The organism is Marmoricola sp. URHB0036 (assembly GCF_000426045.1).
In the GTDB taxonomy this organism is placed as follows: Bacteria; Actinomycetota; Actinomycetes; order Propionibacteriales; family Nocardioidaceae; genus Marmoricola.
This window is the reverse complement of sequence record NZ_KE384490.1, coordinates 579,220-598,555: the sequence shown is the minus strand read 5'-3', so window position 1 is coordinate 598,555 and position 19,336 is coordinate 579,220. Positions and strand designations below refer to the sequence as shown.

Annotated in this window: 18 protein-coding genes; 7 read left to right on the top strand and 11 right to left on the bottom strand. The window is 69.9% G+C overall.

The window, feature by feature from the left end:
- Nucleotides 1-25 precede the first annotated feature (25 nt).
- From H976_RS0123070 to dapA, 4 genes are all read right to left on the bottom strand, one after another.
- Entirely contained in the window at nucleotides 26-1,852 is a 1,827-nt protein-coding gene (locus tag H976_RS0123070; protein WP_196804193.1) for an ATP-binding protein, read from the bottom strand.
- 170 nt (nucleotides 1,853-2,022) lie between these two features.
- Complete coding sequence (locus H976_RS0123065; RefSeq protein WP_027863441.1) at nucleotides 2,023-2,631, bottom strand: hypothetical protein; 609 nt, start codon at nucleotides 2,629-2,631, stop codon at nucleotides 2,023-2,025.
- A 1-nt stretch (nucleotide 2,632) separates the two neighbouring features.
- The gene (locus H976_RS0123060; RefSeq protein WP_027863440.1) at nucleotides 2,633-4,324 is read right to left on the bottom strand and encodes a ribonuclease J; all 1,692 of its coding nucleotides are present in this window, start codon (nucleotides 4,322-4,324) and stop codon (nucleotides 2,633-2,635) included.
- A complete protein-coding gene (dapA, locus tag H976_RS0123055) occupies nucleotides 4,321-5,214 on the bottom strand; it encodes a 4-hydroxy-tetrahydrodipicolinate synthase (protein ID WP_036227696.1) in 894 nt (297 codons plus the stop codon). Before dapA ends, H976_RS0123060 begins: the two co-directional genes overlap by 4 nt.
- 78 nt (nucleotides 5,215-5,292) lie before the next feature.
- Between dapA and H976_RS30840 the strand changes: the two genes are divergently transcribed.
- Nucleotides 5,293-5,904: an NINE protein gene (locus tag H976_RS30840; protein ID WP_231389027.1), complete on the top strand. Its 612-nt coding sequence runs from the start codon at nucleotides 5,293-5,295 to the stop codon at nucleotides 5,902-5,904.
- 47 nt (nucleotides 5,905-5,951) lie between these two features.
- Here H976_RS30840 and H976_RS0123045 read toward each other — a convergent pair whose 3' ends face one another.
- From H976_RS0123045 to H976_RS0123035, 3 genes are read right to left on the bottom strand one after another with little or no spacing between them, the layout of a single operon-like run.
- Entirely contained in the window at nucleotides 5,952-6,878 is a 927-nt protein-coding gene (locus H976_RS0123045; RefSeq protein WP_027863438.1) for an LLM class F420-dependent oxidoreductase, read from the bottom strand.
- A gap of 10 nt (nucleotides 6,879-6,888) precedes the next feature.
- Entirely contained in the window at nucleotides 6,889-7,398 is a 510-nt protein-coding gene (locus H976_RS28230; RefSeq protein ID WP_036227695.1) for a dihydrofolate reductase, read from the bottom strand.
- Nucleotides 7,395-8,201: a thymidylate synthase gene (locus H976_RS0123035; protein WP_027863437.1), complete on the bottom strand. Its 807-nt coding sequence runs from the start codon at nucleotides 8,199-8,201 to the stop codon at nucleotides 7,395-7,397. Before H976_RS0123035 ends, H976_RS28230 begins: the two co-directional genes overlap by 4 nt.
- A 33-nt stretch (nucleotides 8,202-8,234) precedes the next feature.
- On the opposite strand from H976_RS0123035, the gene H976_RS0123030 reads away from it, so the two are divergent.
- The 4 genes from H976_RS0123030 to H976_RS0123015 are packed head-to-tail and all read left to right on the top strand — an operon-like array spanning nucleotide 8,235 to nucleotide 10,610.
- Nucleotides 8,235-9,068 carry a hypothetical protein gene (locus tag H976_RS0123030; RefSeq protein WP_027863436.1) on the top strand — a complete coding sequence of 278 codons (834 nt, stop codon included), beginning with the start codon at nucleotides 8,235-8,237 and terminating at the stop codon, nucleotides 9,066-9,068.
- The gene (locus H976_RS0123025; protein ID WP_027863435.1) at nucleotides 9,065-9,628 is read left to right on the top strand and encodes a GNAT family N-acetyltransferase; all 564 of its coding nucleotides are present in this window, start codon (nucleotides 9,065-9,067) and stop codon (nucleotides 9,626-9,628) included. Before H976_RS0123030 ends, H976_RS0123025 begins: the two co-directional genes overlap by 4 nt.
- Complete coding sequence (locus tag H976_RS28225) at nucleotides 9,628-10,305, top strand: AzlC family ABC transporter permease (RefSeq protein WP_036227694.1); 678 nt, start codon at nucleotides 9,628-9,630, stop codon at nucleotides 10,303-10,305. Before H976_RS0123025 ends, H976_RS28225 begins: the two co-directional genes overlap by 1 nt.
- Nucleotides 10,302-10,610, top strand: coding sequence for an AzlD domain-containing protein (locus tag H976_RS0123015; protein ID WP_027863434.1), 309 nt, complete (start codon nucleotides 10,302-10,304; stop codon nucleotides 10,608-10,610). Before H976_RS28225 ends, H976_RS0123015 begins: the two co-directional genes overlap by 4 nt.
- Before the next feature lie 182 nt (nucleotides 10,611-10,792).
- On the opposite strand, the gene H976_RS0123010 is transcribed toward H976_RS0123015, so the two are convergent.
- A complete protein-coding gene (locus tag H976_RS0123010) occupies nucleotides 10,793-12,397 on the bottom strand; it encodes a M4 family metallopeptidase (protein ID WP_027863433.1) in 1,605 nt (534 codons plus the stop codon).
- A 366-nt stretch (nucleotides 12,398-12,763) separates the two neighbouring features.
- Nucleotides 12,764-13,519 carry a 4-hydroxy-tetrahydrodipicolinate reductase gene (gene dapB / locus H976_RS0123005; protein ID WP_027863432.1) on the bottom strand — a complete coding sequence of 252 codons (756 nt, stop codon included), beginning with the start codon at nucleotides 13,517-13,519 and terminating at the stop codon, nucleotides 12,764-12,766.
- Nucleotides 13,520-13,733: 214 nt separating this feature from the next.
- Between dapB and H976_RS29305 the strand changes: the two genes are divergently transcribed.
- Complete coding sequence (locus H976_RS29305) at nucleotides 13,734-15,005, top strand: HNH endonuclease signature motif containing protein (protein ID WP_051277390.1); 1,272 nt, start codon at nucleotides 13,734-13,736, stop codon at nucleotides 15,003-15,005.
- A gap of 15 nt (nucleotides 15,006-15,020) precedes the next feature.
- The gene (locus H976_RS0122995; protein WP_027863431.1) at nucleotides 15,021-15,581 is read left to right on the top strand and encodes a hypothetical protein; all 561 of its coding nucleotides are present in this window, start codon (nucleotides 15,021-15,023) and stop codon (nucleotides 15,579-15,581) included.
- 82 nt (nucleotides 15,582-15,663) lie between these two features.
- Here H976_RS0122995 and H976_RS0122990 read toward each other — a convergent pair whose 3' ends face one another.
- Together H976_RS0122990 and H976_RS0122985 are read right to left on the bottom strand one after the other, a co-directional pair.
- A complete protein-coding gene (locus H976_RS0122990) occupies nucleotides 15,664-16,923 on the bottom strand; it encodes a pitrilysin family protein (RefSeq protein ID WP_027863430.1) in 1,260 nt (419 codons plus the stop codon).
- Nucleotides 16,920-19,151 carry a polyribonucleotide nucleotidyltransferase gene (locus H976_RS0122985; RefSeq protein WP_027863429.1) on the bottom strand — a complete coding sequence of 744 codons (2,232 nt, stop codon included), beginning with the start codon at nucleotides 19,149-19,151 and terminating at the stop codon, nucleotides 16,920-16,922. Before H976_RS0122985 ends, H976_RS0122990 begins: the two co-directional genes overlap by 4 nt.
- Between the last annotated feature and the right edge of the window lie 185 nt (nucleotides 19,152-19,336).

The window sequence follows — 19,336 nt, the reverse complement described above, 5'->3', positions numbered from 1 at the left end:
GTGGTTGGGGCGGTGGAGCGTCAGCTCAGCCGGCGCGCCCGATGCGTCGTACGGCGATCTCGTCGGTCGGCTCGTCCTCGAGCGCGACCATGCTGTCGATGGGCACCTCGCTGCTGGCGTCGCGGACGGGCAGCCGGAGCCGGAAGGTGCTGCCGACGCCGAGCTCGGAGGCGACGATGATCTCGCCGCCGTGCATCTGGGCGATCCGTCGCGAGATGGCCAGGCCCAGGCCGGTGCCGGGGATGGAGAGCGCCTCGGGGTTGCTGGAGCGGTGGAAGGCCGAGAACAGGTGCACCTGGTCGGCGGCCGAGATGCCCAGCCCGGTGTCCTCGCACAGCACCCACGCGTGCTTGCCGTCGGTGCCGACCTCGAGGTGGACGGTGCCCTCGGCGCGGCTGTACTTCACCGCGTTGCTGACCAGGTTGTCGATGACCTTGCCGAGCTCGTCGGGGTCGGCGGTCACCAGCACCGGCTCGTCGGGCATGTCGAGGCTCATCTTCACCCGGCCCTGCTCGGCCTGCATCGTCATCAGGTCGAGGCTGGACTCGGCGAGCTTGCACAGGTCGACCGGCAGGCGGACGGTCTCGCGCTTGTCCTGGATCTGGGAGTAGTTGAGGAGGTTCTGCACCAGCCGGTTGAGACGCTCGGCATTGCGGGAGATCGCCTCGACCGAGCCGATGCCGGTGTCGAGGTCCTCGAGCAGCTCGATGTGGCCGATGATCGAGGTCAGCGGCGTCTTCAGCTCGTGGGAGATGGTCGCGATCAGCTCGCCCTTGTAGCGGTCGAGCTCCTGGAGCTCGCCGACCAGGTGGCGCTCGCGCTCGTAGAGGCGGGCGTTCAGGACGACCCGGCCCAGTGTGCGGCCGACCTCCATCACGGCTTCCTGCTCCTCGGCCGTCCACGAACGGGTGGCCGCGTCCCGGACGAGCAGCACGTAGCCGAGCAGCTCGCGGCCGACCGCGACCGGGGCGAACATCAGGCTTCCGCCCGGGTTGTCGCGCACCAGCTCGCGCACCACCTCGCGCTGGAGGTCGTTGAGCCCCTGGTCGAGGTCGTAGGCGTCGGCGTGGTTGATGACGACCGGGCGCCCGACCTCCTGGGCACGCTGGGCGAGCAGGCTCTTGACCTGCACCAGCTCACGGCTGGACTCGCGGTCGTCGGGCGGGTACGCCGCCGACTGCTCCACCTGGCCGACGTCGCCGGACGGGAAGCAGCGGATCCACATGTGCTCGGTGCCGAGGCCCTTGGCGATGGCCTGGGCGGCCTCGCGCAGGGAGAGGTCGAGCTCGGCCAGCTGCCCGGCGGAGCTCACCGACCGCAGCATCTCGCCCATCCGGACCTGGTCGCCGAGGCGCTCACGCTGCTGGGCGTTGTACATCGCCAGACCGGCCTGCACCACGAACATCTCGAGGAGCTCGCGCTCCTCGCGGTTGGGGATCCGGTTGCCCGGCGGCAGGTCGACCGACATGTTGCCGAGCAGCTGCCCGGTGGCGGAGTAGAGGGGCGCGTAGAGCGCGTCGAGCGGGTGCCAGGAGTCAGGACCGCTGCCGGGCTCGAAGTCGGGGACCCACGCGGACTCCTCGAGCGCGTCGGGCATCCGGTCGTGCGGGACGAAGCGGAGCACGCCCCACTCGTCGGCCTGGGCGAACTCGTTGAAGATCGAGGCCACCGGCGTACGACGCCCGATGATCTGCTCGCGGACCTCCTCGGGACCGGCCACCGTCGTCATCACGAAGGTCTCGCCCTCGAGCCGCGCGATGGCGGCGATTCCGTAGCCGAGCACCTCGACGACGCCCCGAGCGATCTCGTCCAGGACCTCGGACAAGTCCGTCGACGAGTTGACGCGAAGCATCAGCTCGTAGAGTCGGCGGATCCCCTCAGCGCGAGGAGAGTCGGTCAGCTGCATCTGGCGGGGCCCCTAGGACAGAGCGATTAACGAGACCCAAGTGGGCCTCGCCGTCGAGTCTAGGGCGATTCGTCCGGTTCTGTCGGTGGATTAGCCCACTTCGTCGCAGCACCGCTTCAGCGCCCCTCGAGATCGGCTCCACCATCTTGCCCCGTGGTCGGCGAGATCGATGCCCATACCTCGGAAATGGCGTGCGAGACGTCGATCGATCGCGCCTGGAGGACGTGCGGCTTGTCCAGCTCACGCCACACGTACTCGGCGACGATCCGGCGTACCTCGCCCTCGATCCCGGCCACCCGCTGGAGGACCGAGGCGCGCCTGCCCTGGGCCCGGACCTCCACCTCGACGTCGTCGGGCCGAGGCGGCTGGACCTCGATGAAGATGCGAACACCGCTGCGGGCGTGCGCCGTGAGTGCCAGGGGCACCAGCAGGTCGGCCTCGAACCGGTCGGTCCCGACCTGGAGGTCGACCTCGAAGGTGAGCGCGACCGGCAGCACCAGTCGGTAGCCGATCTGGTCGCCGTCCGCCTTCGACGACCTCGCGGCGCCGATCTCGCCATAGGCACGGACCTTCGCGATCTTGCCAGGTCCGGCACCGATCGGACCGAGCTCCACGGGCTGACCGGTGATCGTGTTCACCGCGCCCAGGACGCGTTCCTCGCTGATGGCCTCCCGGAAGAAGTCGACGCCCCACTGCTCGTAGCTGATCGGCTGGTCGTCGAGCATGTCAGGCCTCGAGGACGACCGGGATGATCATCGGGCGGCGCCGGTGCTTGCCGCTGACCCAGCGGCCGACGACGCGACGGATCGTCTGCTGGAGCTGGTAGGCGTCGTCGACGCCCTCCGAGACCGCCTTGTCGAGCGCGGCGATGATGGGGTCGACGATCTCCTCGAAGGTGGTGTCGTCCTCCGCGAAGCCGCGGGCGTGGATCTCGGGGCCGCTGACCACCTTGCCGGTCTGGGAGTCGATCACCACGATCACCGAGATGAACCCCTCCTCGCCGAGGATGCGGCGGTCCTTGAGGGAGTCCTCGGTGATGTCGCCGATCGAGCTGCCGTCGACGAAGACGTAGCCGCAGTCGACCTTCCCGACGATCTTCGCCAGTCCGTCGACCATGTCGACCACCACGCCGTCCTCGGCGATGACCACGCGCTTGGGGTCGACGCCGGTGGCCCGCGCGAGCTCGGCGTTGGCCAGCATGTGCCGGATCTCGCCGTGCACCGGCATCACGTTGCGTGGCTTGACGATGTTGTAGCAGTAGAGGAGCTCGCCGGCACTGGCGTGGCCGCTGACGTGCACGAGCGCGTTGCCCTTGTGCACGATGTGGGCGCCCCAGCGGGCGAGCCCGTTGATGACGCGGTAGACGGCGTTCTCGTTGCCGGGGATCAGCGACGAGGCGAGGACGACGGTGTCGCCCTCCTCGATGTGCACGAAGTTGTGGTTTCGCTGGGCGATCCGGCTCAGCGCGGACAGGGGCTCGCCCTGGGACCCGGTGGAGATGAGCACCACGCGATCGGGCGGCATGTCGGCGGTGGCCTTGGCGTCGATGAGCAGCCCGGGAGGTACGTCGAGGTAGCCGAGGTCGCGGGCGATCCCCATGTTGCGCACCATCGAGCGACCGACGTACGCGACCTTGCGGCCGTGGGCGGCAGCGGCGTCCATCACCTGCTGCACGCGGTGCACGTGGGAGGCGAAGCAGGCCACGATGATGCGCTTCGTGCTCGTCTGGAAGACCCGCTCGAGGACCGGCGAGATCTCCTTCTCCGAGGTCGTGAAGCCGGGGACCTCCGCGTTGGTGGAGTCGGTGAGGAAGAGGTCGACGCCCTCCTCGCCGAGCCGGGCGAAGGCACGCAGGTCGGTGATGCGTCCGTCGAGCGGCAGCTGGTCCATCTTGAAGTCGCCGGTGTGCAGCACCATGCCGGCGCCGGTGCGGATCGCGACCGCCAGCGCGTCGGGGATGGAGTGGTTGACCGCGACGAACTCCAGGTCGAACTGGCCGAAGGTCACCCGGTCGCCCTCGGAGACGATCTCCTGGACGGTGTTCTTGATGCGGTGCTCGCGCAGCTTGGAGCCCACCAGAGCCAGGGTGAGCTGGGACCCGATGAGCGGGATGTCGGCGCGTTCGCGGAGCAGGTACGGCACGGCGCCGATGTGGTCCTCGTGGCCGTGGGTCAGGACCACGGCGTCGACGTCGTCGAGGCGATCACGGATCGCGTCGAAGTCCGGCAGGATCAGGTCGACGCCCGGGTGGTTCTCCTCGGGGAAGAGCACCCCGCAGTCGACGATCAGCAGGCGTCCGTCGTACTCGAAGACGGTCATGTTGCGGCCGACCTCGCCGAGCCCGCCGAGCGGGATGACGCGGAGGCCGCCCTTCGGCAGCGCCGGAGGGGCCGACAGCTCGGGGTGCGGATGGCTCACAGGACGCCGGCTTCTTCGAGAGCGGCGCGGAGCCGGGCCATCTCGTCCTCGTCGAGCGGCACCAGCGGCCCGCGGACGTGTCGGTCCTCGAGCACGCCGAGCAGCTCGAGCGCCCCCTTGGCCGTGGTGGCGCCGTAGTTGGGCACCCCCATCACGGCATCGATCAGCGGGACGAGCCGGGTGAACGTGGCCAGCGCCCCCGCGGGGTCGTCGGCGTCGAACCGCTCGATCACCTCCCGGAGCTGGACGCCGGCCGCGTGGCCGACGACGGAGATGATCCCGCACCCGCCGTGGGCGAGGTAGCCGAGTAGAAGCGCGTCGTCGCCCGAGTAGACGTCGTAGCCGAGCTCGCGCAACGCGATCGTGTCGAGAGGGTTGCCGGTGGCGTGCTTGACGCTGGACACCGTGTCCAGCCGCGCGGCGGCCTCGTAGGTCTCCGGCGCGATCGCCTGGCCGGTGCGGCCGGGGACGTCGTAGAGCATGACCGGCAGGTCGGTGGCACGGGCGACCTCGGTGAAGTGGTGCAGGCTGCCGGCCGGACCGGGCTTGTTGTAGTACGGCGTGACGACGAGGACTGCGTCGACGCCCACCTTCTCGGCCTGCAGGGCGAGCTCGACGGAGTGGGCGGTGGCGTTGGTGCCGACTCCCGCGATCACCGTCGCCCGGTCGCCGACGGCGTCCTTGACCGCACGCAGGATCTCGGCGTCCTCGGGCACCGTGGTGGTCGGCGACTCACCGGTGGTACCGCTGACCACGACACCGTCGTTGCCGTGCTCGACGAGGTGCGCGGCCACTCGGGCGACGCCCTCGAGATCGACACGTCCGTCGGCGGTGAACGGCGTGACCATCGCGGTCAGCATCCGGCCGAAGGGCGCAGCAGGCAGGCTCATGCCGTCTAGGTTATCCATCGCGCGGCTCCGGCGCGGGGACGGAGGCCTCCCCGGACCGGTGCGCCTATATTCGTCGGCATGAGTGACAGCCAGCAGCCGGATCCCACCCAGCCGCCGGAGCAGCCACAGGACCAGCCCTCGGTCCCGCCTGCGGGCTCACCTCCGGGACCGCCCGAGGGCCAGGCGCCGGACGCGTCGTACGGGCCGCAGTACGGCCAGCAGTACGGCCAGCAGTACGGGCAGGAGTACGGGCAGGAGTACGGGCAGCAGCAGTACGGCCAGCAACAGGGGTACGGCCAGCCGCAGTACGCCGCCGTCCCCCAGGTCACCGGCGCGTTCATGCTCGCCCACCTCGGGCAGGAGTACGGCCCCTACGGCTTCGAGCAGCTGCGCCAGATGGCGCTGACCGGCCAGCTCAAGGGCGACGCCAGTCTGCGTGACCAGGCAGGTGGGGGCTGGTTCCAGGCCAAGCAGCTTCCCGGCCTGTTCTCGCACCGCGAGTGGCTGGTCACGGTGCTGCTCTCCGGCTTCCTCGGAGGCCTCGGCATCGACCGCTTCTACCTCGGCTACACCGGCCTGGGCATCCTCAAGCTGATCACCCTCGGCGGCTGCGGCATCTGGCACCTGATCGACTTCATCCTGATCCTGCTCCGCAAGCTCCCCGACGCCGACGGTCGCCCGCTCGGTTAGCTGCGCCGGCCGTCGCGCGGCACCCTCGGCGAGCACCGCCCCCCAGCTCAGACCTGCGGCATGACCTCACTCGCGACCAGCTCGAGGTGGTCGAGGTCATCGAGGTCGAGGGTCTGGAGGTACATCCGCTCGGCGCCGAGCTCGGCGTACTGACCGATCCGGTCGACCAGCTCGGCCGGCGTCCCGGCCAGACCGGTGGCGCGCAGGTCGTCGAGGTCCCGGCCGATGGCGTCGGCGCGGCGGCGTACGTCGGCCTCGGTGGCGCCGCAGCACAGCACCAGCGCGTTGGAGTAGCCGAGGTCGTCGGGGTCGCGGCCGATCTCCTCGCAGGCCCGGCGCACCCGCCCGAACTGGGTGGAGGTGACCTCGAGGTCGACGAACGGCAGGTTGAACTCGTCGGCGTAGCGCGCGGCAAGAGTGGGTGTACGACGCTTGCCCGTGCCGCCGATCAGGACCGGCGGGCGCGGTTGCTGCACCGGCTTGGGCAGGGCCGGCGAGTCGGTGATCGTGTAGTGCTCCCCGGCGTGGGAGAAGCTGTCGCCGGGAGCCGTCTGCCAGAGCCCGGTGATGACGGCGAGCTGCTCCTCGAGCACGTCGAAGCGCTCCGGGGTGCCCGGGAACGGGATGCCGTAGGCGGTGTGCTCCTGCTCGTACCAGCCGGCACCGATGCCGAGCTCGACGCGTCCACCGCTCATCTGGTCGACCTGCGCCACCTGGATCGCCAGCGGCCCGGGGTGCCGGAAGGTGGCCGAGGTCATCAGCGTGCCCAGCCGGATGGTGCTGGTCTCGCGGGCGATCCCCGCGAGGGTGGTCCACGCGTCGGTGGGTCCCGGCAGACCATCGGTGCCCATCGCGAGGTAGTGGTCGGAGCGGAAGAACGCCCCGAAGCGGAGGTCCTCGGCGACCTGGGCGATCCGCAGCAGCTTGTCGTAGGTGGCCCCCTGCTGGGGCTCGGTGAAGACGCGCAGTTCCATGTCGCTCAACCTAAGGGAGCCGTTCGAGCCAGCGGATCTCGTACGCCGGGTCGTGGTCCAGGTGGTGCTCGCGCTGGGTCTCGCGCCAGTCGTCCTCGTCGAACGACGGGTAGTAGGTGTCGCCGTCGGGCGAGGCATGCACCTCGGTGAGGACCTGGTGGGTCGCGAGGTCGATGGCGTCGCGGTAGACCTGCGCTCCCCCGCCGACGTTGACCAGTGGGTCGAGCCCGGCACCGATAGCGACGGCTTCCTCGACCGATCGCGCGACCAGCACCCCCTCGTAGGCCCAGTCGGGGTCGCGGGTGACGACGATGCTCTGGCGGTCCGGCAGCGGTCTGCCGATGCCCTCGAACGTCGTACGGCCGAGGACGAGCGGGTGCCCCACGGTGATCCGCTTGAAGTGCGCGAAGTCGGCCGGGATCTTCCACGGAATGTCGCCGTGCAGCCCGATCACCCCGTTGGTCGCGCGAGCCGCGACCAAGACGATCTGGGGGACCACCTGGGGGACCACCTGCGTCATACGGAGATGGGCGCCTTGATCCCCGGGTGCGGGTCGTAGCCCTCGACGGTGATGTGCTCGAGGTCGAAGCCGTCGATCGTGGTCACCGACGGGTCGAGGTGCAGCGTGGGCAGCGGCCGCGGCTCGCGGGTCAGCTGGAGCTCGGCCTGCTCGAGGTGGTTGAGGTAGAGGTGCGCGTCGCCGAGCGTGTGCACGAAGTCGCCGACCTCGAGGCCGGTGACCTGGGCGATCATGTGCGTCAGCAGGGCGTACGACGCGATGTTGAACGGCACGCCGAGGAACACGTCGGCCGAGCGCTGGTAGAGCTGGCAGCTGAGCTTCCCTCCGGACTCCGACGGCGCGACGTAGAACTGGAACATCGTGTGGCAGGGCGCAAGCGCCATGTCGGGTACGTCGGCAACGTTCCACGCCGAGACGATGTGGCGCCGCGAGTCGGGGTTGGTGCGGATCTGCTCGACCACCTGGGCCAGCTGGTCGATGTGCCGGCCATCGGGGGTGGGCCACGAGCGCCACTGGTAGCCGTAGATCGGGCCCAGGTCGCCGTTGGCGTCGGCCCACTCGTCCCAGATGGAGATGCCGCGGTCCTGGAGCCACTTGACGTTGGTGTCGCCGCGCATGAACCACAACAGCTCACCGAACACCGACCGGGTGTGCACCTTCTTGGTGGTCACCAGCGGGAAGCCGGCCGACAGGTCGAATCGCATCTGGTGGCCGAAGACGCTGCGGGTCCCGGTCCCGGTGCGGTCGGACTTCTCGACGCCCTCGTCGAGGATCCGGCGGAGGAGGTCGAGGTACGCCTGCATGCAGTCAACTTATCCCGTGGAAGGCTGGGACTCATGGTCATCGGACTCGGTGCGGCGCTGCTGGCGGCCGTGCTGTTCGGAGTCGCCGGCGTGGTGCAGGCAATCGCCGCCCGACGTTACGGCCTGTTCTCCTGGTTGATGGTCGGGGTCGGGATCACCTACCTGCTCGGCTGGGGGCTGCACCTCATCGCGATCGCCTACGTGCCGCTGTACGTCGCCCAGGTCGGGATCGCGCTCTCGCTGGTCGTCACGGCCATCCTCGCCGCGACCGTCGTCGGGGAGCCGCTCGCCCTCCGGCACTGGATGGCCATCGCCACGATGGTGGTCGGGCTGGTGCTCGTGGTGCTGGCTTCCGGCCCGGTCGGCAGCACCCACTTCGAGACCGAGCGCACCCTGATGCTCTACCTCGGGTCAGCCGTGACCCTGGTGCTCGGCCTGCTCGCTGCGCGCTGGGACGCCCCGGCCAGCGGGGTCGTCCTGGGGGCGCTCGCCGGCATCGCGTACGGCGGATCCCCCATCTCGACCCGAGCCCTGGTCGACCCCCATCTCAACGCGGAGACCATCGTCCCGGCCCTCACGGTCGTCTCCTACGGACTGCTCGGGTTCTGGCTGTGCTCGCTGGCCCTGCGCCGCGCGGCGGTGACGGCCGTGAACGCACCGCTGATCCTGCTGGAGACGCTGATCCCGGCCGTCATCGGCATCGCCGTCTTCGACGACCGCGTGCGGTCGGGGTGGTGGCCGGTCGCGGTCATCGGCTTCGCCCTGAGCACGGCCGGAGCCCTGGTGCTGTGCGGCGCCGAGGCCCGGCTGGACGACCTCGACGGGCCTCACCTCGAGGAGGAGCCGATGGTTGGATGGGAGGCATGACCGCTCCCAGCGCCGACGTCTCCGCCCGGGTCGCCTGGGCCGAGGACGCCCCCGCGATCGCCGCGGTCCAGGTACGCGCCTGGCGATCGTCGTACGCCGGCCTGCTGCCCGCCGAGGTCCTCGACGGCCTGCGTCCCGACGACATCGCGGCCGCCTGGCGCGAGGCCCTCGGGCGTCCGACCGACGCCCGCAACCGGGTCATCGTGGCCCTCGAGCGCAACCTGGTCACCGGCTTCGTGGTGACCGGTCCGGCCGGTGACCCCGACTGCGACCCCGTCGCGACCGGCGAGCTCACCGACCTCACCGTCGACCCGCACAAGCGCGGCGCCGGCCACGGCTCCCGCCTCCTCCAGGCCGGCGTCGACACCCTGGTGGCCGACCGCTTCAGCGGCGCCGTGAGCTGGCTGCCGGCCGAGGACGACGCCCTCCGCGCCTTCCTGACCGAGGCCGGGTGGGGACCCGACGGCGCCCACCGCACCCTCGACCTGCTCGGCGACGGCACCACGACCGTGAAGCAGGTGCGCCTGCACACCACGTTCGTGGACGTGACTCCCGCCTGATGGCAGCCGAGCCCACGACGCGCTCGATCGTGCGCGACGGGGTCGCGGTCGGGATCGCGACGGGCGCCTACGGGATCTCCTTCGGCGCCGTCTCGGTCGCCAGCGGCCTCAGCGTCTGGCAGTCGTGCGCGCTCTCCCTGATCGTGTTCACCGGCGCCTCGCAGTTCGCGCTGGTCGGCGTGATCGGCACGGGGGGCACGCCGTTGTTCGCCGCCGTCTCGGGACTCCTGCTCGGCACCCGCAACGCGCTCTACGGGCTCAAGGTCAACCCCCTGGTCGGCTGGCGTGGACCGAAGCGGGTGGCGGCCGCCCACCTCGTCATCGACGAGTCCTCCGCGATGACGATCACCCGGACCACCCAGGAGCACGCCCGGGCCGGCTTCCTCTCGACCGGACTGTCGGTGTTCGTCCTCTGGAACCTGGCCACGCTGGCCGGTGCGCTCGCCGGCACCTCGCTCGGCGACCCCCGCAGGTACGGCCTCGACGCCGCCGTCGGCGGAGCCTTCCTCGGGCTGCTGTGGCCACGGCTGTCCACCATGCGCAACCGGGTCGCGGCCCTGCTCGGTGCGGCTCTCGCGCTGTCTCTGGTGCCACTGACGCCGGCCGGGGTCCCGGTGCTCGCGGCCTCGGTGGTGGCGCTCGGCATGGGCCTGATCGGGAAGGACACCGACGAGTGATCTGGCTGGCCGTCATCGGCTGCGGCGTCGGCTGCTACCTGCTCAAGCTGGCCGGCATGTCCGTGCCGGAGCGAGCGCTCTCCCACCCCGTCGTACGACGCACGGCAGATCTCCTGCCGGTCGTACTCCTGGCCGCGCTGATCGCCGTGCAGGTGTTCGCGTCCAAGGGACCCGACGGCCCGGAGCTGAGCATCGACGCTCGGCTCGCCGGACTCGCTGCGGCCTTCGTGGCGCTGCTGCTGCGGATGCCGTTCCTCGTCGTGGTGATCGCGGCGGCTCTGACGGCCGCGCTGATCCGCCTGTAGCGGTCGCGCCCCCAGAACAGCTCGGCTCGCCCGGGGCACCCGAGAAGCCCCGGACGAGCCGACGGGCCCGTTTCTGGACCAAGGGGTGGATCAGTCGAACGGATGGAGCAGGTGGGGGGTCCGTGTGCCCAGCACGGGCCCCCCACCCGGGGGACTCCTGACCTCCGGTGGGGGGAGGGAGGTCAGGACACGGATACCGCGCTCCATGCAGCGGCGACCGTGGTGTATTGGGTGCTGCTCGCGCCGTAGAGGTCCTTGGCGGCGTTCAGCGTGGCGGTGCGGGCGGCCTTGTAGTTGGTGTTGGAGGTCATGTAGACGGTCAGTGCCCGGTACCAGATCTTCTGCGCGGCGGCGCGGCCGATGCCCGTGACCGTGGAGCCGTTGCAGGTCGGTGAGTTGTGCGCGACGCCGTTGATGGTCTTCGCCCCGGAGCCTTCGGCCAACAGGTAGAAGAAGTGGTTGCCGATGCCCGAGCTGTAGTGGACGTCGACGTTCTTGGCGTTGCTCGACCAGCAGCCCAGCGAGCTGCCGTCCGAGGCGGGGTTGTCCATCCGGCGGAGGCCGAGGTGCTTCTTGAGGTCGAACTGCTCGCCGATGAGGTAGTCGCCCGGGTCCTTGGCGTTGTTGGCGTAGAACTCCACCATCGTTCCGAAGATGTCGCTGGTCGCCTCGTTGAGACCACCGGACTCACCGGAGTACGTCAGGCCGGCGGTGTTCTCCGTGACGCCGTGGCTCATCTCGTGACCCGCCACGTCGAGCGACACGAGCGGACCGTAGCTGGTGCCGTCGCCGTCGCCGTACGTCATCTTGGTGCCGTCCCAGAAGGCGTTGACGTAGTTCTTGCCGTAGTGCACCCGGTTGTAGGAGCCCTTGCCGGTGCCGAAGATGCCGTTGCGGCCGAACGTCGCCTTGTAGTAGTCCCAGGTCTCGTTGCTGCCGTACTGCGCGTCTGCGCCGGCGGTGGCCCGGTTGCTGTTCTGGCCGTTGCCGAAGGTGGTCGTCGTGCTGGTGATCAGGGTCCCGGCCTTGCAGCCGGAGCCGAAGATCTGGCAGAGCGTCGAGTCCTCGGTGTTGTTCATGTCGGTCGTGTAGGTGTTGCCCCGCACGCCGTCGTTCTTGAGCTGGTACGTCGAACCCGACTTGGTGACGCTGAGCGGGACGGTGCCGTTCCACAGGGTGTTGCCGGTGCCGTCGACGTTCTCGATCTCCTGCTCGGTGCGGATCACCGCGCCGGTCTTCGCGTCGACGTACGTCGCGAGGCGGCTCGGGGTGCCGTTGGCCTGCATCCCACCGCTCAGCACCTTCCACGCCAGTCGGGGGGTGGCGCCGGAGGCGTCGACGACGAGAGAGGAGCCGTCGACCCTGGCGTCGGTGATCTTGCGGGTGACCGCGCTCGGTGCGAGCGCCTTGGCCTTGGCGACCGAGCTCGTGACCGCGGGGGCGACGGCGAGGTCGAGCGTCTTCGCGAGCGTCTGGCTGCTGCCCTTCCAGGCGCCCGACTTCGACTCGTGCACGACGAGGTCGCCGCCGACGACGTCCAGACCGCGGTAGGTGCGGTGCAGCCGGACGTGGGTGGTGCCGTCCGGGTCGACGATCGTGCCCACGGCCTTGAAGCCCTGTGAGCTCCCGAAGTGGGTGACGGCCGGGTGTGACTTGGCTCCGGCGATCGCCCGGTCGGTGCGCGACGAGGACCCGGCGGAGTCAGCCGCCTGGGCCTGTGTCGTACCGAGACCGGCGAACGCCACCGCCAGGATGGCGGTGCCGAAGAGAGTCACGCTCGAGCGCATCTGGATCCTTCAGGCTGTGTGGGCGAGGAGAATCCCTGCGATCCCCCGTCCGTTCCAGACTGCCCGCCACGCTCGGCAATGGCACCTGCCACGCGCCTTCACATCGTTGTTTTGCAGAAACCTGCAACAGTGCAGGAATGCGCGAGGAGTCTCATGTTCAGGGCTCGTCTGATGGACCTCGGCCGTCGTGAGCGGCGTCAGGCGCGTGCGATCGCTCTCCCGGGGTCCCCGCGGAATCGCGAGCGCAGCGAGCGATTCTGTGGGGTGGTGGCTTGGCGGAGGAGGGAAGGCGCGGCAGCGCCGCGTTGACCGACGAGAACGAAGCCAGCGCGCGTGAATGACGTCGCGCAGCAGGCCATGGGTCCGTCAGACGGGCCCTAGGTCGAGGAGCTCCTCGAGACCGACGGTGAGTCCGGGGTGATCGGCGATCTGGCGGAGGGCCAGCAGCACGCCGGGCGTGAAGGAGACGCGGTCGAGGGAGTCGTGGCGGATGGTCAGGGTCTCCCCCACCCCACCGAGCACGACCTCCTGGTGCGCGACGAGCCCGCGCACGCGCAGCCCGTGGATGTGGATGCCCTCGACCTCGGCGCCCCGGGCGCCTTCGAGTCCGGTGGAGGTGGCATCGGGCACCGGGCCGAGCCCGGCATCCGCTCGGGCGGCCGCGATCAGCTCCGCCGTACGACGTGAGGTCCCGGAGGGTGCATCGGCCTTGTCGGGGTGGTGCAGCTCGATGATCTCGACCGACTCGTAGAACCTGGCTGCCTCGGCCGAGAACCGCATCATCAGCACGGCACCGATGGAGAAGTTGGGAGCCACCAGCACGCCTACGTCCGGGTGGTCCGCGAGCCAGCCACGGAGGGTGTCGAGACGGTCGGCGTCGAAGCCGGTGGTGCCGACGACGGCATGGATGCCGTGGGAGATGCAGAACTCGAGGTTGTCCATCACCACGTCGGGGTGGGTGAAGTCGACGACCGCCTCCACCCCGGCGTCGACCAGCGCCTGCAGCGCGTCGTCGACGTCGACCTTGGCCACCAGGTCGAGGCCATCGGCATCCTCGACCGCGTCGCACACGGCCCGCCCGACCTTGCCCAGCGCACCCAGCACGCCCACCTTGAGAGTCACGACGTCAGGTTAGCGACGCGAGGCGGTGGTCGCCCCTCGTGGGCGCACGGGTGGACCTCACGGTGGATCGCTGTTGCGGGCATCTCGCTCTGTGTCGGTGGTTGAGGAGGGAGCGGAAGCGAGCGTCTCGAAACCACTGAAGATCCTCGTTTGGCCTTGCACACAAGGGGATTCTCGATCGAGAACTGTCAGTGGTGGCTGGTTGGATTGGGTTATGTCGCACCCCTCCTCCAGCCTCGTGAGCGAGCTGGCAGAGGTGCGCGGGCGGGTGGCCGAGATGGTGGCGACGTTGTGGGCGGTCCACGACGGTGGCGAGCTGATGGACATCATCGGCGAGGTCGAGGCCCTCAAGTCGACCTTGGACGCGGTCTCACTCGGCGTGGTCCGCGAGCTGGAGGCCACCGGTGCGGTCAAGGACGCCGGGTGGGCCTCGACCCAGGACTTCCTCACCCACACCTGTGGCGGTCACAAGGGCACCGGTCCCGCGCTGGTGCGCCTGGCAGCCGCGACCACCCGGCCCGGTCTCGCGCCAGTGGCCGAGGCACTGCGCGACGGCTGGCTCTCCACCGCCCAGGCCCACATCATCGAACGCGCCGTCGACCGACTCCCTGGTGACGCCGACCTGCGGGCACGTGGGGTGCAGGTGCTCCTGGCCGACGCCAAGACCCTTGACGCCTCGGAGCTGAAGAAGGCCGCCCTGCACCTGGTCAGCGTGGTCGACCCCGACGGTGCAGAACGCCGCGACGAGAAGGCCCTGGACCGGCTCGAACGCGCCGCCCACCTCACCCGGCACCTCACCATCACCGACGACCAGGCCGGCGGCGCCTGGATCAAAGGACGCTGCTCGACCGAGGACGCCGCCATGATCAAGGCCACCCTCATCCCCCTGGCCGCACCACAGCCCCTCGCCAACGGTGAACGCGACCTGCGCGACCACGGCACCCGGATGCTCGACGCCCTGGCCGAGGCCTGCCGTCGGCTGCAGACCGCCGACCTGCTGCCGGAGACCCACGGCGCCACCCCACGGCTCACCCTCACGATGGACTACCACCACCTCCTCGACCTCTCCGGCCACGCCACCACCGAGACCGGAGAACACCTCTCCGCCTCCGCCGTCCGCCGGCTGTGCTGCGAGGCAGAAGTCATCCCCGCCGTCCTCGCCGGCACCTCCCAAGTCCTCGACGTCGGCCGACAGATGCGCCTCGCCGCAGCCGCCATCTGGAAAGCACTCGTCGCCCGCGACCACCACTGCCGCTACCCCCACTGCACCCGACCACCCCTGATGTGCCACGCCCACCACATCAAGCACTGGGTCGACGGCGGCGAAACCTCACTGCACAACATGCTCCTGCTCTGCGGACACCACCACCGACTCATCCACTCGGGCCCCTGGGAGATCATCACCACGGCGCCTGGCCAATTCGAGTTCATCGCCCCAGGAGCGCACGCTCGTCCTGCCACCGCGAGGCCGCCGCCACGCGAGTGACGCCAGAATGTTGGCATGACCGAAGTGCGGCCGGCGGCGGATGCGGAGTCGGGGCGATTCCTGCTCCAGCCCACTGTCGGCTGGTGGGTTCTCATTCGCTGCGGCCCGCCGGGCTTCGACGTGTACGTGCGTGTCGCCTTCGCCGACACTGTCGACCCTGTCGGGGAAGATCCCACTCTTCGCCAGGCACTCGCGACGCTGGCCCATCACACGTCGACGCCTGACACGGGATACGCCGCGATCTGGGAAGGCTGGACGAGCGGCGGTCCTGCTCCGAGAGCCCCTCGACTGCCGATCCCGCATCGAGAGATGTTGCTGTTCACCGGCCCCCTCAACGTGTTGAGGGACGCACCCGCCCTGGCCTGGTGGGGCTCGGCGGAGGGCTGCTACGCGGAGCCACACCTGGTGTGGCCGGAAGACCAGAGCTGGTGCCTGGCGTGCGATGTCGACGAGGAGATCGAGTTCACCGTGGGGTGCTCTCTCGAGGCGGCCCAGGCGTTGGCCACCGCCATGCCCGGGGCAGTGCGCCGGGTTCGCTACGGCGAGTGGGAACAGCTGGATCGCCAGGTGCCCTAGCGCACGATGGATCACCTGCCGAGGACCGGAACCATGCCGACGAGGGCGTGTGAGGAGGGCTGGCGGATCCGCGTGCGACGCGTCAGGCGGGGCCCACCGTGGCGAGGGTCTGGGGGCGCGTGTAGAGCTCGGCTGCGAGGTCGTGGACGTTCTTCGGGGTCACCGCGTCGAGGTGCTCGAGGACCTCGTCCATCGAGCGGAGGCGGCGCTGGAACAGCTCGGCCTCGCCGAGGCGGCTCATCCGGGAAGCGCTGTCCTCGAGGCTGAGCACCATGCCGCCGCGGGCCTGGCCCTTGCCGCGCTCGACCTCCTCCTCGGAGAGCCCGGACTGTGCGACCCGGGCGAGCTCGGCGCGTACGACGCGGAGCAGGTCGTCGGCCTTGCTCGGCAGGGAGCCGGCCGCGACCCCGACCATGCCGGCGTCGGAGTAGCCGAGGCCGAAGGAGTAGACCGAGTACGCCAGCCCCCGTCGTTCGCGCACCTCCTGGAACAACCGTGAGCTGGAGCCGCCGCCGAGAGCGGCGTTGAGCACGCTGAGCACGTAGCGGCGCGGGTCGGAGCGGGTCAGCCCCTGCATCCCGAGCACCACGTTGACCTGCTCGAAGGGACGCGAGGTCGAGACCTCGCCGGCGTGCAGCGGTCGAGGGCGTGCGGCGACGCGGGGGCCGGATGGCTTGGCGTCGCCGTCGAGGAAGCCGTTGCGGGAGAACGACTTCCGCACGCGGCGTACGACGTCCGCGTGGTCGACGTTGCCGGCCGCCGCGATGGTCATCGCCTCGGGGCGGTAGCGGCGCTTGTAGTAGCCGTTGACCTGTGCGCGGGTGAGCGCCTTGATCGACTCGGTCGTGCCGGCGATCGGCCGGGCCAGCGGAGTGCCCGCCCAGGCCGTCGCGGCGAACAGGTTGTGTACGACGTCGTCGGGATCGTCGTCGTGCATGGCGATCTCGTCGAGGATCACCTCACGCTCGGCCTCGAGGTCCTCGGAGGTGATCGTCGAGGAGGTGATCATGTCGCCGAGCACGTCGAGCGCCATCGGCAGGTCCTCGTCGAGCACCCGCGCGTGGTAGCAGGTGTACTCCCGCGCCGTGTAGGCGTTGAACTCCCCGCCGACCTCGTCGAGGGCGGCGGAGATGTCCATGGCCGAGCGGGTCGGGGTGCCCTTGAACAAGAGGTGCTCCAGGAAGTGCGACGCGCCGTTGAGCTGCGCCGCCTCGTCCCTGGAACCCACCTGCACGTACACCCCGACCGCTGCCGACCGGACTCCGGGCATGTGTTCGGTGACGACGCGCAGACCGCCCTTGAGGACGGTCCGGCGTACGCCGCCCGGTAGTGACCGGGTCACTCGGAGTCGTCGGCCCCGTCAGCCTCGTCGGCCTCGGCGGACTCGCTGTCCTCGACCACCGGCACCAGCGACAGCTTGCCGCGGTCGTCGATCTCGGCGATCTGGACCTGGAGCTTCTGACCGACCGAGACGACGTCCTCGACGTTGTCGACACGCTTGCCACCGGCGAGGGCACGCAGCTTGCTGATGTGCAGCAGGCCGTCCTTGCCGGGCAGCAGCGAGACGAAGGCGCCGAAGTTCGTCGTCTTCACGACGGTGCCGAGGTAGCGCTCGCCGATCTCGGGCATCGTCGGGTTGGCGATCGCGTTGACCGCGGCGCGGGCAGCCTCGGCCGCCTCGCCGTTGGTCGCCCCGATGTAGACGGTGCCGTCGTCCTCGATCGACAGGGTCGCACCCGTGTCGTCCTGGATCTGGTTGATGACCTTGCCCTTGGGCCCGATGACCTCACCGATCTTGTCGACGGGGACCCGCACGCTGATGATCCGCGGGGCGTGCACCGACATCTCCTCGGGGGCGTCGATGGCCTCGGCCATCACCTCGAGGATCGCGAGACGCGCGTCGCGGGCCTGCTTCAGTGCGGCACCGAGGACCTCGGCGGGGATGCCGTCGAGCTTGGTGTCGAGCTGGAGGGCGGTGACGAACTCCTTGGTGCCGGCGACCTTGAAGTCCATGTCGCCGAAGGCGTCCTCGGCACCGAGGATGTCGGTCAGCGCGACGTACTGCGTCTCACCGTCGACCTCGCCGGAGATGAGGCCCATCGCGATACCCGCGACGGGTGCCTTGAGGGGTACGCCGGCCTGGAGCAGCGACAGCGTCGAGGCGCAGACCGAGCCCATCGAGGTGGAGCCGTTGGAGCCCATGGCCTCGGAGAGCTGGCGGATCGCGTAGGGGAACTCCTCACGCGACGGCAGCACCGGGAGCAGCGCGCGGCGCGCGAGCGCACCGTGGCCGACCTCGCGGCGCTTGGGCGAGCCCACGCGGCCGGTCTCGCCGGTGGAGAAGGGCGGGAAGACGTACTTGTGCATGTAGCGACGCTTCTTCTCCGGCGACAACGTGTCGAGCTGCTGCTCCATGGTGAGCATGTTCAGCGTGGTGACGCCCAGGATCTGGGTCTCGCCGCGCTCGAACAGCGCCGAGCCGTGCACCCGCGGGATGACCGCGACCTCGGCGGACAGCGTCCGGATGTCGGAGAGGCCACGGCCGTCGATGCGGACCTTGTCGCGCAGCACGCGCTCGCGGACCAGAGACTTGTTCAGGCCGCGGAACGCAGCGCCGAGCTCCTTCTCGCGACCCTCGAACTGCTCGCCGAGCTTGTCGAGCACCGACGCCTTGATCTGGTCGAGACGCTCCTCGCGCTCCTGCTTGCCGGCGATGGTCAGCGCGGGGGCGAGGTCGGCCTTGGCGGCGGCCTCGACGGCGGCGTACACGTCGTCCTCGTAGTCGAGGAAGATCGGGAACTCCTGGACCGGCTTGGCGGCCTGCTTGGCCAGCTCGGCCTGGGCCTCGCACAGCTGCTTGATGAACGGCTTGGCCGCGTCGAGGCCGGTCGCGACGATCTCCTCGGTCGGCGCCTGGGCGCCGCCCTGGACGAGGTCGAAGGTCTCCTCGGTGGCCTCGGCCTCGACCATCATGATGGCGACGTCACCGGTGTCGGTGACCCGACCGGCGACGACCATGTCGAAGGTCGCCTGCTCGAGCTGGCTGTGGCTCGGGAACGCCACCCACTGGCCCTCGATGAGGGCGACGCGGGTGCCGCCGACCGGGCCGGAGAACGGCAGGCCGGAGAGCTGGGTGGAGGCCGACGCCGCGTTGATCGCGAGCACGTCGTAGGGCTGGTCGGGGTCGAGCGCCAGCACGGTGATGACGACCTGGACCTCGTTGCGCAGGCCCTTCTTGAAGGTCGGGCGCAGCGGGCGGTCGATCAGGCGGCAGGTCAGGATGGCGTCCTCGCCGGGACGACCCTCGCTGCGGAAGAACGAGCCGGGGATCTGGCCCACGGCGTACATCCGCTCCTCGACGTCGATCGTCAGGGGGAAGAAGTCGAACTGGTCCTTGGGCTGCTTGCCGGCGGTGGTTGCCGAGAGCAGCATCGTCTCGTCGTCGAGGTAGGCCGTGACGGAGCCAGCGGCCTGGCGGGCGAGGAGCCCGGTCTCGAACTTGACGGTGCGGGTGCCGAACTTGCCGTTGTCGAGAACGGTCTCGACGGCGGTGATGTCGTTGTCAGACAAGAGTGTTTTCTCTCTGGTTCGCGGAAGCGATCCGCGATCCGCTGCGAGAGGCCGGTCTTCGATCGAGGTCCGCGGGATGGAAACCCCGAAGACCACTACCGGAGACCGAGCCGATGGGCTCGCGGATCGCTCCTGGTGGATTGTTCTGTTGTCGTTTCTAGCAGAAACGCACCCACCCTGAGGGT

Bases quoted from the DNA above. Each gene is read 5' to 3' on its own strand.
- H976_RS28230 (WP_036227695.1), bottom strand. From the start codon at position 7,398: ATGACGCAGGTGGTCCCCCAGGTGGTCCCCCAGATCGTCTTGGTCGCG.
- H976_RS30840 (WP_231389027.1), top strand. From the start codon at position 5,293: ATGAGTGACAGCCAGCAGCCGGATCCCACCCAGCCGCCGGAGCAGCCA.
- H976_RS0123065 (WP_027863441.1), bottom strand. From the start codon at position 2,631: ATGCTCGACGACCAGCCGATCAGCTACGAGCAGTGGGGCGTCGACTTC.
- H976_RS0123070 (WP_196804193.1), bottom strand. From the start codon at position 1,852: ATGCTTCGCGTCAACTCGTCGACGGACTTGTCCGAGGTCCTGGACGAG.
- H976_RS0123045 (WP_027863438.1), bottom strand. From the start codon at position 6,878: ATGGAACTGCGCGTCTTCACCGAGCCCCAGCAGGGGGCCACCTACGAC.
- H976_RS29305 (WP_051277390.1), top strand. From the start codon at position 13,734: ATGTCGCACCCCTCCTCCAGCCTCGTGAGCGAGCTGGCAGAGGTGCGC.
- H976_RS28225 (WP_036227694.1), top strand. From the start codon at position 9,628: ATGGCAGCCGAGCCCACGACGCGCTCGATCGTGCGCGACGGGGTCGCG.
- H976_RS0123025 (WP_027863435.1), top strand. From the start codon at position 9,065: ATGACCGCTCCCAGCGCCGACGTCTCCGCCCGGGTCGCCTGGGCCGAG.
- H976_RS0122995 (WP_027863431.1), top strand. From the start codon at position 15,021: ATGACCGAAGTGCGGCCGGCGGCGGATGCGGAGTCGGGGCGATTCCTG.
- H976_RS0123035 (WP_027863437.1), bottom strand. From the start codon at position 8,201: ATGCAGGCGTACCTCGACCTCCTCCGCCGGATCCTCGACGAGGGCGTC.
- H976_RS0123010 (WP_027863433.1), bottom strand. From the start codon at position 12,397: ATGCGCTCGAGCGTGACTCTCTTCGGCACCGCCATCCTGGCGGTGGCG.
- dapA (WP_036227696.1), bottom strand. From the start codon at position 5,214: ATGAGCCTGCCTGCTGCGCCCTTCGGCCGGATGCTGACCGCGATGGTC.
- H976_RS0123030 (WP_027863436.1), top strand. From the start codon at position 8,235: ATGGTCATCGGACTCGGTGCGGCGCTGCTGGCGGCCGTGCTGTTCGGA.